We start from the raw sequence: 13,797 nt of genomic DNA on the forward strand, positions 1-13,797 counted from the left end.
CCCTGATCCGACATTGTTCAACCGAGGAGCAAAATCCGTGAAACGTCTCGCCCAGTCGCTCGTCTTCTCGCTGCTGGCTTCGTCAGCGTTCGCCTTCCCGGTCACCGTCGACAGCTGCGGCAAGCCGCTGACCTTCGACGCGCCGCCCAAACGCGCCGTCATCCATGATCTCAACATGGCCGAGATGGCCTTCGCGCTGAAGCTGCAGCCGTCGATCGTCGGCCTGACCGGCATCACCGGATGGTACAAGGTCGGCCCCGAATTCAAGGCCGAGCAGGGTTCTATTCCCGAACTGGCGCCCAAATACCCGACGCTGGAAAACCTCGTCGCCGTCGAGCCCGATTTCTTCTTCGCCGGCTGGTACTATGGCATGAAGCCGGGCGGCGACGTGACGCCAGACACGCTCGCCCCGCACGGCATCAAGACGCTGGTGCTGACCGAAAGCTGCGTCCATCTCGACAAGAACCGTCCGGCTGCCTCGATGGATCTGCTCTATGGCGATGTCGAAAAGCTGGGCAAGATCTTCGGCAAGGAGACCGAAGCCAAAAAACTTGTTGCCGGCTGGAAGGCGCAGCTCGCTGATATCACTGCCAAGGTCGGCGGCGCAAAGGGGACGCGGGTGTTCCTTTATGATTCAGGTGAGGACAAGCCGTTCACCGCCGGAAAATTCGCCATTCCGAGCGCCATGATCACAGCGGCGGGCGGCGACAACATCATGGCCGACATGGACACCAGCTGGGGCAACACGGATTGGGAAACCGTGGCGTCGCGCAATCCGCAATTCCTCATCCTGCTCGATTACCAGGATGGCGGCGGCTACAAGAAACTGCTCGACTTCCTCAAGGCGCACCCGGCGATGAAGGAGACGGACGCGGTCAAGAACGAGCGCTTCGTGGCGCTCCGCTATGCCGAACTGACGCCCGGCCCGGCAAACATCGAGGCGATCGGCAAGATCGCCAAGGCGATGCATCCGGAAGCGTTCTGATGCTTCTTGCCCCTGGGCATAAATCCGGTGCGCTTTCAGGGCACAAGGCGTTCGCGCTGGCGACAGTGGCGGGCACGGTAGCGGTCGTCGCCCTCGTGCTGCTGTCAATCGCCTATGGTTCGACACTGATCCCGCTGACTGACGTCATCGCCTCGCTTGGCCATGCCGTCGGATTGAACGAGCACCAGGTGTCGGGCCCGGTCGGCAAGATCGTCGTCGATCTCAGGCTGCCGCGCACGATCCTGGCGGTCTGTGTCGGCAGCGGCCTCGGCATAACAGGCGCCTTGCTGCAGACGGTGACCCGCAACGATCTTGCCGATCCCTTCCTGTTCGGCCTGTCGTCGGGGGCGGCGGCCGGTGCTGTTTCCGTCATCACCGTCTTTGGTGACAGTTTTGGCATCTGGACCTTGCCGGTCGCGGCCTTCACCGGCGGCATACTGGCCGCCTGCATCGTCCTGCTGCTGGTCGCGCGGGTGCGGGGGCAGGGGCCGGAACGGCTGATCCTCGCCGGCCTTGCCGTTTCCTTCCTGTTCACGGCCTTGACCAACTATCTGGTTTTTGCCGGCGACCAGCGCGCCGCCCATTCGGTGCTGTTCTGGACGATGGGTGGGCTCGGGCTGGCGCGCTGGGACAATGTCTGGCTGGGCGCATTGGGCGCCGGCACGATCGCGGCCTACGGGCTGTGGAACCATCGCAGGCCGGACGCCTTCCTGGCGGGTGAAAGTGCCGCCGAAAGCCTTGGCGTGCCGGTGGCGCGGATGCGCAGGACGACGTTTCTCGTTGCCGCCTTTTCGACGGCAATTCTCGTCTCGGTCGCCGGCGTCATCGGCTTTGTCGGGCTTATGATCCCGCATTTGTCGCGGCCGCTGGCCGGTCCCTTGCATCTGCGGCTGATCGCCAGCTGTGCGCTGTTCGGGGCGGTGCTGTTGCTGGCAAGCGATCTTCTGGCGCGAACCCTGCTGCCGCCGCAGGAACTGCCGATCGGCATCATCACCAGTTCGCTCGGCGCCTTCTTCGTCGTCACGCTGGTCGTGCGAAACCGGCTCTGACGGCTCAGAGCTTGCCGTCTCAGACTGTCCAGAAGTAGCGCACGATGTGAAAGAAGATCGGGGCAGCGAAGACCAGGCTGTCGGTACGGTCCATCATGCCGCCATGGCCTTCGATGAGATGGCCCCAATCCTTGACACCCTGGTCGCGCTTGATGGCCGAGGCGACCAGCCCACCCAGAAACCCCATCGAACAGACGACGAAGGCGACACACGCCGCCTGCAGGGGCGTGAATGGCGTCACGAACGACAGCAGAGCTCCGAGCAGGCTCGCCGATACCACTCCGCCGATCAGGCCCTCCCAGGTTTTCGACGGCGATACGGTCGGCGAAAACCGGTGTTTTCCGAACAGCTTGCCGAAGATGTATTGCAGCACGTCGCTGCCTTGCACGACGATGATCAGGAAGGCGATCAGCAGCAAATTGCGGCCTTCGAAGCCCGGCACGTCGAGCGTCAGCAGTGCTGGGACATGGCTGACGCAATAGACGGAGATCATCACCGCCCATTGCTGCGCGGCGATCCGCTCGAGAAAGCGTTCGGTGTCGCCATGCAACGCGGTGATGGCCGGCATCAGCAGGAAGCAGTAGACCGGAATGAAGATGACGAACAGCCCGTACCAGGCGGTCCAGACCAGCCAGTACTGAAACGGAATGATGATGCCGAACATGCCGAGCAGCACCCAATGGTCGCTCCGGCTCGTGTGCGTCAGCGTCACGAATTCGCGCAGCGAGGCGAAGGAAATCAGCGCGAACAGGATGGTCAGGCCGTACCGGCCGAAGAAGAAGGCGACCGTCATCAGCGCGACCATCACCCACCAGGCATTGATGCGTTGGGTGAGATTGACCAGAGTCGAACTGAGTGGTTTCGGCGCCCGTGCCGAAAGTATAGCGGCCACAATGCTGGCGGTGGTCAGCACCGCCAGCAGGCCGATGATCAGGATCGAGATGTCGTGGCGCATCAATCGTCTCGTTCGGGACGCGGGTTGAGCGCTAGAAGCGTGGCGTGGGCTCGGTCGAGAAAGGCGCGCCGCTCTTCGCCGGGGGCCACCGCCACCGGTGCGCCGAAGACGACGCGGCACAAAAGCGGGACCGGCAGGAACTGGCCCTTGGGCAATACGCGCGACATGTTCTCGATCCAGCACGGGATCAGCTCGACCTGAGGCCGTGCCATCGACAAATTGTAGAGCCCGGAGCGGAAAGGCAGCAGCGGCTCATCCGTCATGTTGCGGGTGCCTTCGGGAAACAGGATCAGCGAGTGTCCCTGGTCGAGAACCGACAGCATGATCTCGATCGGGTTTTCTTCGGGCTTCGTCCATTGCCGGTTGATGAGCACGGATGACAGCATGTCTTCTGCGATGAAGCGGCGCAGCCGCGATTTTCCCCAATATTCGCCGGCAGCCACGGCATGGGTGATCGCGCGCTCCTTTTCGTTGAGGCACGCCGACAAAAGGATGAAGTCGCCATGGCTCGTGTGATTGGCGAAATAGATGCGCTGCTTGTCCGACGGCAGACTGCCATTCCAGATCGGACGCACGCCGGTTACCGCCCAGGCCAGCGCCGAGAGGCCGACGGAGGTCACAGTCTGCAGCAGGGTGAAGGTCGTGAGCGAGAGCTTGTTCATCGCGGCGCCCAAAATCCGGCCGCCAGAAGCATCGCGACGAACAGGCCAAGGGCTATGCGTTGGCTGGTCAGCAGCCGGCGCGTGCCGGCCATGCGTTCGTCGAGCGAACGTGGGGAAGGTGGCAGCAGCTTCAGGCGCATGCGCGCCAGCATGTCGTCCACCGCGGCGCCGGCGGAAGACATGTCGGCATGGCTGGCCATCAGCCGGAACAGCAGCGCGTCGAATGCCAGCAGCGCCGACAGCGCCAGCACGGCAACAGCGCTGACGGCAGCGAGCGACAGCGCCACGGCGGCGGGCAAGGTCTCGAAGGCGCCGCGCGCCCGGGCGGCCAAGGGCGCCAGCATGTTTGCGGCCAGAACGATTGCGGCCGGCCACGCGGCCTGCCGCATCAGCATGCCGGCGAAGCGATCGATGCTTTGCTGATAGGCATTGCCGGTCATGATGCCGCCCGCTCCGTTGCCTCGACAAGATGAACAGGCCGGCCGGCGGCGCTTAGCATCTCGCGAGCCCGGGCCGGCGTCCTGGCTCTGCCGGTCACCACCAGCCATTCGGCGACGACGCCGGCGCTGCGCTGGAAACCGAGCGCGCAGCAGACAAGCACCGTGCCGTCGCGGCGCGCTTTCTCCAGCGCGCCGGCTGCCTGTTGCTGCACCATCAACGGCGGCGGCAACAGGTCGACCATCGGAAAGGCGATCCAGCGGCAAGTCGCTCCCGCCGGCCTTTCAAGTTCGGCGGCGAGGTCGATGACCGTGCCGAAGCCGCTGGCCTCGCTTGCAGTGGGAAAACGCCCGAGAAAGACGCTGTCGGCAACCGCCACCTGCGGAGCAAGATTGCGCGTCCAGGCCCATATGTTTGTCCTGGCGCCAAGACGGTACGGCAGGAGCAGGAGGCGGCATGCAAGCGTGATGCTGCCATCCGCGGATTTCTGGAACACTTTCGAACCGGCCCCGGCATAGGCAAGCGCGACGATGGCCAGCGCCAAGGCTGGCCAAAGCAGGAAGAGCGCGACGCCTGAAAAGAACGCGCCGAACGCGGCGGCGGCCAGCGCAAGGACGGCGCCCAGTGCATAGAACAGTGCCAGCCGGCGGGCTTTCGCATCGCTGGTCGGCAGGGCACCTGAAAACGGCAATTCGCCGTTGCGCGGAAACAGCCAGAGCGCGAAAAAACCGAGCAGCGCGCCGGTGGGGATGTCGATGAAATGATGCTGCCAGGTCGTCAGCACCGAGGCGCCGATCAGGAAGCACCAGCCGTGCCAGAGCGGCAGGAGAAGGCGACCGAGGCGGTGGCGCCAATGGTCCCAGATGATCACCAGCAGGGCGATGTGCAGCGAGGGCGCCTGGTTGAACGGTTTGTCGAAGCCGCCAAGCACGGCAAACATGAAGCCCGGCAGGCCGGTCGTTTCCGGCCGCACGAACGTCGCGGTCAGCGGGAACAGGATGAAGCAGGTGACGGCGACGAGTTGCGCTGTGAGATAGCGGCCGGCCAGGCGGTCGACCCCTTGCCGGTTGTCGTTAAGGAGCAGCGACAGGCCGTAGAACAGGTTGATCGACCAGTAGGGCACGATGGTCCAGGCGACGAACGGGATGCTGTGTTCCCAGGAGAACACGATGCTGCCGACGTCGTCGCGCCGCGACGCCAGCCAGTTGGCCAAGCCATAGGTCAGGTAGAAGAACGGCGCCAGGAACGCCAGCCACAATGCAGCCCTGACAATCACACGGCCATAGGGTTCGGCGGCGACGATGGCTGCGGATTGCGAAGCTTCAGGGTCAGTCGGCATGCCTCGGCGGGTCCTACAGGCGCCGTGCGACCGAGACGGTGAAGATTCCCCATTGGTCGATGCGTTGATCGAGCTTCTCGAAACCGGCGGCTTCGACGAGCTGGTCCATCTCACCTTGCGTGCGCCGGCGCATGACCCATGCCTGGCCGCCGCGATGGGACGTCAGGCTGCGCGCGATCATCTCGAGCTGCGGATGCCAGGGCTGGTTGGTGTAGATGAGCAGACTGCCCGGCTGCATGGCGCGGGCCAGTCCGCTAAGCGAGCGGGCGATCATCGCATTGTCCGAGAACAGTTCGTAGAGGCCGGAAACGATGGCGAGGTCCGGCGCCGGATCGATAGCGGCGAGCATGTCGGCATCGAAAGCGTCGGCGCGCCGGAACGAGACGCTGGCCGGCAATTGCCGCTCGGCGATCAGCTTGCGGCCAAGCCCGACATTGAGGTCGGAATAATCCTGCAGGCGCACGCTTGCCGGCTGATCGGGGCTCTTGACGATCGCATCGAGAACATAGCGGCCGTGGCCGGCGGCGATGTCGAGAATGTGGGCGGCGCGGCCGGCGGCCTTGAGTGTCGATAGCGCGGTGCCGATCAGTTCTTCCAGATGCAGCTTGCGCTGGCGGATGCCGCGCCAGCCTATGGCCTCCAGGAAGATGCGGTCCACGAAGCGGCCAAGCGGCGTCAGCCCTCGTGCCTCGTTTTCATAGACATAGTCCAGCGTCGAGCCGGAATCGAAGCCGGTGGTGACACCGGCCTTCATGCCCGACGAAACCCAGGCGCCCATGCGGATGGAGGCGCGGCTGAATGCCCAATAAAGGCCCCTGGGCGACAACAGATCCAGTGGCGAGGCAAGCCGTTCGGCCTCGTCGCGCGTGTATCCGGCAATATCCGCCTGCTTGAGGTCAACGGGCGCGTCCGGCGTCGTGAACTGCCTGGTCAGGAACGGCCGGATCAGGTCGAGGGCCTGTGCCCGGTCGCGCTCGCCCAGCGTGTCGTGGAAGAAGCCCGGCAACACGTGGCGTTCCTTGGTCCGGCTGCCGAGATTGACGAAGAATTCGTGCTGCGGGGCGTGGCGCACCACCCAGTCGCTTCCCGAAAGCAGAAGTTGCGTCGGCACGGTCATGGCGCGGGCGTCCGAAACGATGCGAGCGGCGTGCTGGTAGAGTTCGACCAGGATGTTGGAGGCGATCGGCCGCGTGATCAGCGGGTCGCTCTCGAAGGTAGCGATGCGCACGGGATCGTGGGTCAGGAATTTCGCCTTGACGTAGGAGTTGACGAAAAAACGGCCCTTGAGCTTCTGCCAGAGCGCGATGCCCTCCTTGGCGAAGGGCACGTAGAGCTTGACCGAAAAGGCCGGCGAGGCCAGCACCATGGCGCGCAGTTTCGGCGCATAGTCGTGCACCCAGGCGGCGGCAAGCACGGCGCCGAAGGACTGCGCGATCAGCGCGATGTCCTGCGTTGCGAAGCCATCCTTGGCGGCGATCTCGCGCATGAAGCAGTCGATGTCGCGCACCAGCGCCGAGAAGGACGGGGCATAGCCGCGTTCACCGGACGAACGGCCATTGCCGCGGGCATCCCAGGCATAGAAGGCATGATCCGGCATCTGCAGTTCGTCGACGAGATGGGCCATGCGGCCGCCATGCTCATGGCCGCGATGGAAGAGCACCACAGCGCCCTCGGCATCAGCGGAGGCCGCCGGCCAGAACCGGTAAAAGATTTCCGTTCCGTCATGGCTGTGGAAGACACGTTCTTGTGCCTGCCGCCCAGGGCTTTCCGCAACCGCTGCAATTGGTCCGTGCATCATCGTCTTCCCCTCTGGCGGCATGGCGAGCCCGGTGCTCAGCTGGCGCTGCCAATAAGACCGGCGCGTATCCGGTTTATGGCGGTCAGCAGCGAAAGCGTTGCCATGGCCGGAAACACAAAAGGTGCGATGGATACCGGCCACAGCCCGGCAGCGCACAGGACCGCCACCACGCCCAGCGCCAGCGCCCTGTCGCTCTTGCCGAACGGACCGGCATAGTTGCGCCCGATCCCGGCGGCGATGCCGAGCACGCCGGCGAACTCGGCCAGCACCGCGGCGATGGCGAAGGCGATGACGCCCCATGCGCTGAACAGCGGAAAGACCGCGAAAGGCAGGGTGAGTGCCAGGTCCGAAACGACATCGCAAATCTCGTTCAGATACATGCCGAGCGTCGAAGCCTGGCCATGTTCGCGTGCCAGCATGCCATCCACCGCATTGAGCGCCATGCGCACGAACAGCACCACGGGAATGAGTAGCAGCAGCCAGCGCCATTCGTGCAGGATCGCGATGGCCGCTCCAGCCACGATCGACATCAGGGCCGCCAGGATGGTGATGCTGTTTGCGGTGACGCCGTTCGCCGCCAGCTGGTTGACCAGCGGCCGCAGTCTTCCTTGGAAAGCCGGCTTGAGCGCGTAAAGCGTCGGCATGGCGTCGATCCCCCGATCCTGACCTGCGCTGTACATGAATATGTCATACGCGACCAGCGGCTGCAGCGCCCAAAACGGCGACTCTCACTGCCCGGCTGCCGCGCATCGGTTGCTGAGGCGTCGACCAATCGTCGACTGTCGGGGTGGGCATGCACATTTGCCGGCTTCTGAACGACACGGTGCTTGAATAGTAAGCACGCTTATTATATATATCGCTCATGGTTTCTGATGGCATCGACAGATTGGGATTTTTGATCCACGACGTGCAGCGCCTGATGCGCAAGCGTTTCGAGACGCGCGCCAGCGGGCTCGGCCTGTCGTCGGCGCAATGGCGCCTGATGGTGCGTGTCGCAAAGGAGGAGGGCGTCACCCAGGCCCGGCTCGCGGAATTGCTCGAAATCGAGCCGATCAGTGTCTCGCGCCTCGTCGACCGGATGGAGGAGGGCGGCTGGATCGAGCGCCGCGCCGACGCTGCCGACCGCCGCGTGCGCATGATCTTCCCGACGGCCAAGGCGAGCGCCGCTTATGCGGAGGTCAAGAGCCTGGCCGGCGAAGTCTATGAGGAATCGCTCGTCGGCGTTTCGCCGGAGGACCGTCGCGTCCTGATCAGGGCGCTCGATGCGATGGCGCAGAATCTCGCCGACGGCGATACCTCGGAAAAAGTCGAGCCTACGAAAGGCGCAGCAGCATGAACGCGGTAGCCAAAGTCGACGAAAACGCCGCCAAGGTGGAGATGGAAGCGCCGGCCCAGCCGGCCGCCGCTCCTGTCGCGATCGCTCCTCCCGTGCAGCCGGTCCCGGCGCCGAAGAAGAGGCGCCGCATGGGCCGCTTCTTCCTGATGCTTGTCTTGCCGGCGGCGCTGGTTATCGGTGGCGGCTATGTCTGGGTGACCGGCGGCCGCTATCAGGAGACGGAGAACGCCAATCTGCAGCAGGCCAAGGTGTCGATCGCCTCCGACACGGCCGGCCGCATCGTCCAGGTTGCCATAACAGACCATCAGATGGTCAAGCAGGGCGACCTTCTGTTCACCATCGATCCCGAGCCTTACCGGATCGCGCTTGCCCAGGCCGACGCCGCGGTTGCCGCCGCGCGCCTCAATGTCGAGCAGCTGCGCGCCGCCTACAGCCAGTCGATGGCGCAGGAGAAGTCCGCCAGCAGCGAGGTCGACTATGCCCAGTCGCAGTATGACCGCGCCGCCGATCTCGCGCAGAAGGGCATCAACGCCAAATCGTCTCTGGACGAGGCCCGCAACGATCTCGACAAGGCAAAGCAGCAGGTCGCCGTCGCCCAGCAGGGCATCATCAGCGCCAAGGCCGCGCTCGGCGGCAATCCCGATATCGAAACCGACAAGCATCCGACCGTAATGGCCGCGCTCGCCGCGCGCGACAAGGCCGCCTACGACCTGGCGCGGACCACGGTGAAGGCGCCCGCGGATGGCGTCATCTCCCAGGCCTCGTCCTTCAAGGTCGGCCAGTTCGTCGGCTCCGGCACGCCGCTGTTTTCGCTGGTCGAGACCGACGACACCTGGATCGATGCCAATTTCAAGGAAACCCAGCTCACCAACATGAAGCCGGGCCAGAAGGCTGAGATCGTCGTCGATACCTATCCGGGCAAGACCTTCGAGGCGACGGTCAAGGCGATCGGTGCGGGAACGGGCGCAGAATTCTCGCTGCTGCCCGCCCAGAACGCCACCGGCAACTGGGTCAAGGTCACGCAACGCATCCCGGTGCGACTGGAACTGACCGATCCCGACGCCAAGATGGCGCTGCGGACCGGCATGAGCGCCTCGGTCACCGTCGATACCGGCGTTGCCCGCGGCTTTCCCGCCATATTCGGCCACGCCACGGCTGGCGAGGTCGTGCAGTAAGTCCGCGGCGCCTGGCAGGTGGCGGCGGACAGCCAAGGATTGGTCTGGGGGGAGGAGTGAGAAGGATCAGCGTTTGGTTCAAGCCGCGTCGCGGCCTGGCTGAAATCTGAAATCTTCGACACGGACCCTTCGGTCCTCATGTTTCCGGGCGGCAGGCATCCGCTCATCAGAGACTTTCGGTCGATGTAACCCCCACATCGATAACCGCGTCCCACCGCGATGAAGGTCTCTCAACGGAAGGCTTTGCCGCCCGGAAACCCCTGTGTACATCGTTTTTGTTACCGGCTGGAAGTTCCGCATCATGAGCACGCCAGAACCATTTCGAGAAGTGCCGCATCGCGGCCTGATCACGGTTGCGCTCATGCTGGCGACGATCATGCAGGCGCTCGACACCACCATCGCCAATGTCGCCCTGCCGACCATGACGGGCGACCTCGGCGCTTCCCCGGACAACATCAACTGGGTGCTGACCTCCTATATCGTCGCCGCCGCCATCATGACGCCGGTCACCGGCTGGCTCGCCGACCGCTTCGGCCGCAAGGAATTGTTCCTGACGGCGGTGGTCGGCTTCACCATCTTCTCCATGCTGTGCGGCCTGGCATGGAGCCTTGAAACTATTGTGCTGTTCCGGCTGCTGCAAGGCGTGTTCGGCGCCGCCATCGTGCCGCTGTCGCAGACATTCCTGCTCGACATCAATCCCAAGGAGCGCCACGGCCAGGCCATGGCCATCTGGGGCGCCGGCATCATGCTGGGACCGATCCTGGGGCCGACGCTGGGCGGCTGGCTGACCGAGAATTTCAACTGGCGCTGGGTGTTCTTCATAAATCTGCCGGTCGGCATCGTCGCCTTCCTCGGCATGGCGGCCTATCTGCCGGCCGTTGCCCGGCGGGTGCGCAGCTTCGACTTCTTCGGCTTTGCCATGATATCGCTCGGCGTCGGCGCGCTGCAGCTGATGCTGGATCGCGGCGGCGAGGTCGACTGGTTTTCCTCGGTCGAGATATGGATCGAACTCGGCTTGGCCATCACCGGCTTCTGGGTGTTCATCATTCACACGATGACCGCGGACCATCCTTTCATTGATCCGAAGATTTTTCTCGACCAGAATTTCGTGACCGGGCTGGCGTTCATCTTCGTCATGGGTGTGCTCATCCTGGCCTCGATGTCGCTGCTGCCACCGATGCTTTCGACCATCTTCGGCTATCCGACCATCACCATCGGCATCGTCATCGGTCCGCGTGGTATCGGCACGATGATCTCGATGCTCGTCGTCGGGCGGATCATGGGAAAGATCGACGCCAGGATTCTCGTCGTCATCGGTTTTCTGCTGACCGCGCAGTCGCTCTACACCATGGCGAGCTTCACCCCGCAGATGGATAACTGGCTGATCATCAGCTCCGGCGTGATCCAGGGCCTGGGCATGGGAATGGTGTTCGTGCCGCTGTCGACGGTCGCCTTCGCCACGCTTGACGCACGCTACCGCACCGACGCAACCGCGCTCTTCAGCCTGGTGCGCAATCTCGGCTCATCGATAGGCGTCTCGGTCGTGACGGTGCTCTTGGTGCGCAACACGCAAATCAATCACGCCGAGCTTTCGGCCTTCATCAACCCGTTCAATCCCAATCTCTGGGCCGTCTCGCCGGCGGCCGCGGGCGGCGATCCGATGGCGCTGTCGGAGGTCGATCGCATGGTCAATCTCCAGGCGATGATGATCTCCTACGTCAACGACTTCAAAATACTGATGGTGATGACGCTGGCCGCCATTCCGTTCGTCTTCCTGCTGCGCAAGCCAAAGGCTGGTCCGGCCGGCGGCGGCGCACCTGCGGCGCATATGGACTGAGCCGGCGGCGGCGGGCGGTCCGCCTGCCGTCAATATGGATTGGGATTGGCGTGCCGGTTGGTGCTGGCGAATAGCCGAAACGGCCCCAGCAAGACGCTACCTGCCGAGTACCAGCGACCAATAGCGCAGGTTGGGATCACGCCCGTCGCGGACATAGGCGAGGCCGAAGCGGCTGAAATCCTGATCGAGTATGTTGCGCCGGTGGCCCTGCGAATGCATCCAGATGTCGAACAGTTTTTGCTGGTCGAAGCGGCCTTCGGCGATGTTCTCGGCCGCGGCGCCCCGCACGCCATTGTCCTTCATGCGCGATGCGAAATCCTTGCCCCAGCCCGTGGTGTGGCTCATGCGCTCGCGCGCTGCCATATAGCCGGCCTGTTGCAGCGCCGCCTGTTCGAGCTGGGCGTCCGGCGCCAGCGGGCCGAGCCCGGCTGAGGCGCGCAAGCCCGACAGAGTAGCCGTGGCGGAGGAAGAGACGCCTGCGCCTTCGCCCGTCGGTACAGAGACGGTGCTGCAGGCGGAAAGCGCGGCAATGGCTGCAAGGCCGGCGACCTTGAGCAACGTGCGCCTGTTCGGAGGCGGGATTGGCGAGTTTGCAGTTTTCGCGATTGTCATGCCCAACTGACATAGTGGCGATCATGGCTTTTGCCGGGCAGGGCGGTAAAATCTGAGATGGAAATGCGGGTTAGCCGCTCATTTCACAAGCGTGATGAGGCGGCTGGCATACATCTCGCGATTTCCAAACACGGCCGTGCAGTCGGTTTTGATGGATGAGTTTCCGGTCATCTGCACGGTCGAGCCAACAAGCCTCAGACAGTCGCCCTGACCGCTCATATCTGAGTTGCCGGCAAAGGATATCGCCGCGTCCGGCGCATAGACGAACCCGCTGATCGCGGAATTTGCACCGCCATTCAGCGTCAGGGCCGAGGTGTTGCCGCGGTTCTCGAAAATGGTGATGCCGGCGTAGGGACCGCTGGTGGGTGGTGATAGATTCACCTGTTCATTGGCATTTATAGTGATCTGTGAGCCCTCCACGAGGAATAAGGTCACGCCCTGACCGGTCAGGCTGCCGTTGCCGCCGGGTTTTAGGGTGACGCCACGGAAGATGTAGACGCCCGGATTGAGCGTGATGTTTCCCGACAACGTCTTATCGCAATAGGTTCCAGGCGACAGCGTATAGGTTCTGCCGTTCGGGATCGGCAGGCACAATGTGTAAGGGGGAGGAACGACGTCCCCCAGAGGATCGAAAGATGCATATTGATGTTCGAGTGGGGCTCCGCAGGTGAGATTGGCGCTTGGCGGCGAAAGCCCGTAAGTGCCGCCGACAGTTGAGACGCAGCCCGCCGAAATCTGCGCGGAACCGCCCCTGCTGACAGCATCGGACGCATCCGAGTTTGCCGCGATGACGCAACTGCTCATGGAGACATCGGTCGAGCCCTGCAGGCTTATTGCGGCCGACGCATGTGGATCGAGCGCCAGAACGCAGGCCTGCGCACCGGGATTCATCTTGACCGTGGCCGAGCGGTGAGCTGGCCATGGGGCCGCGCCATTGATGAAGCTCGGACGGTTGATGCTGGACGAAAGCGAGATGTAATAGGCGCTCGGGTCGCCGCTGGCGGTTGCCGAAAAAGCCGAGACGCTGTCTGCATATTCCTGCTGGTCGGCGAGGCTCAAATTGGCAGAAAAGAATGTCAACCCAAGTGCCTCTACATCACTCGCGGCCATACTGGGCAGGTACTTCGTGCCGACGGCAAGTCCAGCCGCGTCCAGCGAGTTCTGCAATTGCGCGGCGTCGTCACTCGTGCCCGTCAGATCGATCGCGCCGGCCACCACAACCATTATCGGCAGCATCGCTATGGCGGTCGCCATGGCAAAGTTGCCGCGCTTCGAAGACCAGAAGCCTCTCAATGTGAACATCGTCCGCCGCCAAGGTTTGCAATGCCCAGGTGATACGCCCGGGATATCTAAGAGAAATGTAAGCAATCGCTAAAATGCATAGGTTCTAAAAATGAGGCGAGGCGGCTCGTGATAGTGACGCCCCGGGCCTGGGGCCCGACTACAGCCGACGTCACCCACGGGAACGCCGTGACCCGTAGAAACGCCAAAGCATTGGCTGACAATATGGCCGACAGAACAACGGCCGCGGAATGGACGAATGGCCAAATGTGATTTTGCGGACAGGGCCAAGCGGGTTACGCTGCGTCAGCAATGAAAGAGGAGAAAGAC

Annotated in this window: 13 protein-coding genes; 5 read left to right on the plus strand and 8 right to left on the minus strand. The window is 63.5% G+C overall.

The window, feature by feature from the left end; genetic code table 11:
- Positions 1 to 37 precede the first annotated feature (37 nt).
- Positions 38 to 985, plus strand: coding sequence for an ABC transporter substrate-binding protein (locus tag ACLGL5_RS20150; RefSeq protein WP_069091880.1), 948 nt, complete (start codon positions 38 to 40; stop codon positions 983 to 985).
- Positions 985 to 2,034 (plus strand): FecCD family ABC transporter permease, encoded by a 1,050-nt coding sequence (locus tag ACLGL5_RS20155; protein WP_069091881.1) that lies wholly within the window; start codon positions 985 to 987, stop codon positions 2,032 to 2,034. Before ACLGL5_RS20150 ends, ACLGL5_RS20155 begins: the two co-directional genes overlap by 1 nt.
- A 19-nt stretch (positions 2,035 to 2,053) precedes the next feature.
- Here the strand turns inward: ACLGL5_RS20155 and ACLGL5_RS20160 are convergent, their stop codons facing one another.
- Genes ACLGL5_RS20160 through ACLGL5_RS20185 form a run of 6 tightly spaced genes read right to left on the minus strand, consistent with a single transcriptional unit; the run spans position 2,054 to position 7,906 of the window.
- Positions 2,054 to 2,989: a phosphatidate cytidylyltransferase gene (locus ACLGL5_RS20160; RefSeq protein WP_019857453.1), complete on the minus strand. Its 936-nt coding sequence runs from the start codon at positions 2,987 to 2,989 to the stop codon at positions 2,054 to 2,056.
- The gene (locus tag ACLGL5_RS20165) at positions 2,989 to 3,651 is read right to left on the minus strand and encodes a lysophospholipid acyltransferase family protein (RefSeq protein WP_019857454.1); all 663 of its coding nucleotides are present in this window, start codon (positions 3,649 to 3,651) and stop codon (positions 2,989 to 2,991) included. Before ACLGL5_RS20165 ends, ACLGL5_RS20160 begins: the two co-directional genes overlap by 1 nt.
- Positions 3,648 to 4,091, minus strand: a complete 444-nt coding sequence (locus ACLGL5_RS20170) for a hypothetical protein (RefSeq protein ID WP_069091882.1) — start codon at positions 4,089 to 4,091, stop codon at positions 3,648 to 3,650. Before ACLGL5_RS20170 ends, ACLGL5_RS20165 begins: the two co-directional genes overlap by 4 nt.
- Entirely contained in the window at positions 4,088 to 5,428 is a 1,341-nt protein-coding gene (locus ACLGL5_RS20175) for a phosphatase PAP2/dual specificity phosphatase family protein (protein ID WP_083246706.1), read from the minus strand. The genes ACLGL5_RS20170 and ACLGL5_RS20175 overlap by 4 nt, the downstream gene beginning before the upstream one ends.
- Before the next feature lie 13 nt (positions 5,429 to 5,441).
- A complete protein-coding gene (locus ACLGL5_RS20180; protein WP_494372751.1) occupies positions 5,442 to 7,226 on the minus strand; it encodes a bifunctional alpha/beta hydrolase/class I SAM-dependent methyltransferase in 1,785 nt (594 codons plus the stop codon).
- A 35-nt stretch (positions 7,227 to 7,261) separates the two neighbouring features.
- Entirely contained in the window at positions 7,262 to 7,906 is a 645-nt protein-coding gene (locus tag ACLGL5_RS20185; protein WP_245307123.1) for a CDP-alcohol phosphatidyltransferase family protein, read from the minus strand.
- A 182-nt stretch (positions 7,907 to 8,088) separates the two neighbouring features.
- On the opposite strand from ACLGL5_RS20185, the gene ACLGL5_RS20190 reads away from it, so the two are divergent.
- The 3 genes from ACLGL5_RS20190 to ACLGL5_RS20200 all read left to right on the plus strand — a co-directional run bounded on the left by ACLGL5_RS20190 (position 8,089) and on the right by ACLGL5_RS20200 (position 11,574).
- Entirely contained in the window at positions 8,089 to 8,562 is a 474-nt protein-coding gene (locus ACLGL5_RS20190) for a MarR family winged helix-turn-helix transcriptional regulator (RefSeq protein WP_019857459.1), read from the plus strand.
- Positions 8,559 to 9,737, plus strand: coding sequence for an HlyD family secretion protein (locus tag ACLGL5_RS20195; protein WP_069091883.1), 1,179 nt, complete (start codon positions 8,559 to 8,561; stop codon positions 9,735 to 9,737). The genes ACLGL5_RS20190 and ACLGL5_RS20195 overlap by 4 nt, the downstream gene beginning before the upstream one ends.
- A gap of 301 nt (positions 9,738 to 10,038) precedes the next feature.
- Positions 10,039 to 11,574: a DHA2 family efflux MFS transporter permease subunit gene (locus ACLGL5_RS20200; protein ID WP_019857461.1), complete on the plus strand. Its 1,536-nt coding sequence runs from the start codon at positions 10,039 to 10,041 to the stop codon at positions 11,572 to 11,574.
- 96 nt (positions 11,575 to 11,670) lie between these two features.
- Here the strand turns inward: ACLGL5_RS20200 and ACLGL5_RS20205 are convergent, their stop codons facing one another.
- Together ACLGL5_RS20205 and ACLGL5_RS20210 are read right to left on the minus strand one after the other, a co-directional pair.
- The gene (locus ACLGL5_RS20205) at positions 11,671 to 12,186 is read right to left on the minus strand and encodes a CAP domain-containing protein (RefSeq protein ID WP_069091884.1); all 516 of its coding nucleotides are present in this window, start codon (positions 12,184 to 12,186) and stop codon (positions 11,671 to 11,673) included.
- A gap of 78 nt (positions 12,187 to 12,264) precedes the next feature.
- On the minus strand, positions 12,265 to 13,488 hold the full coding sequence (locus ACLGL5_RS20210; protein WP_069091885.1) for a TadE/TadG family type IV pilus assembly protein: 1,224 nt from the start codon (positions 13,486 to 13,488) through the stop codon (positions 12,265 to 12,267).
- Between the last annotated feature and the right edge of the window lie 309 nt (positions 13,489 to 13,797).

The sequence above is a fragment of the Mesorhizobium sp. U510 genome (assembly GCF_059180695.1).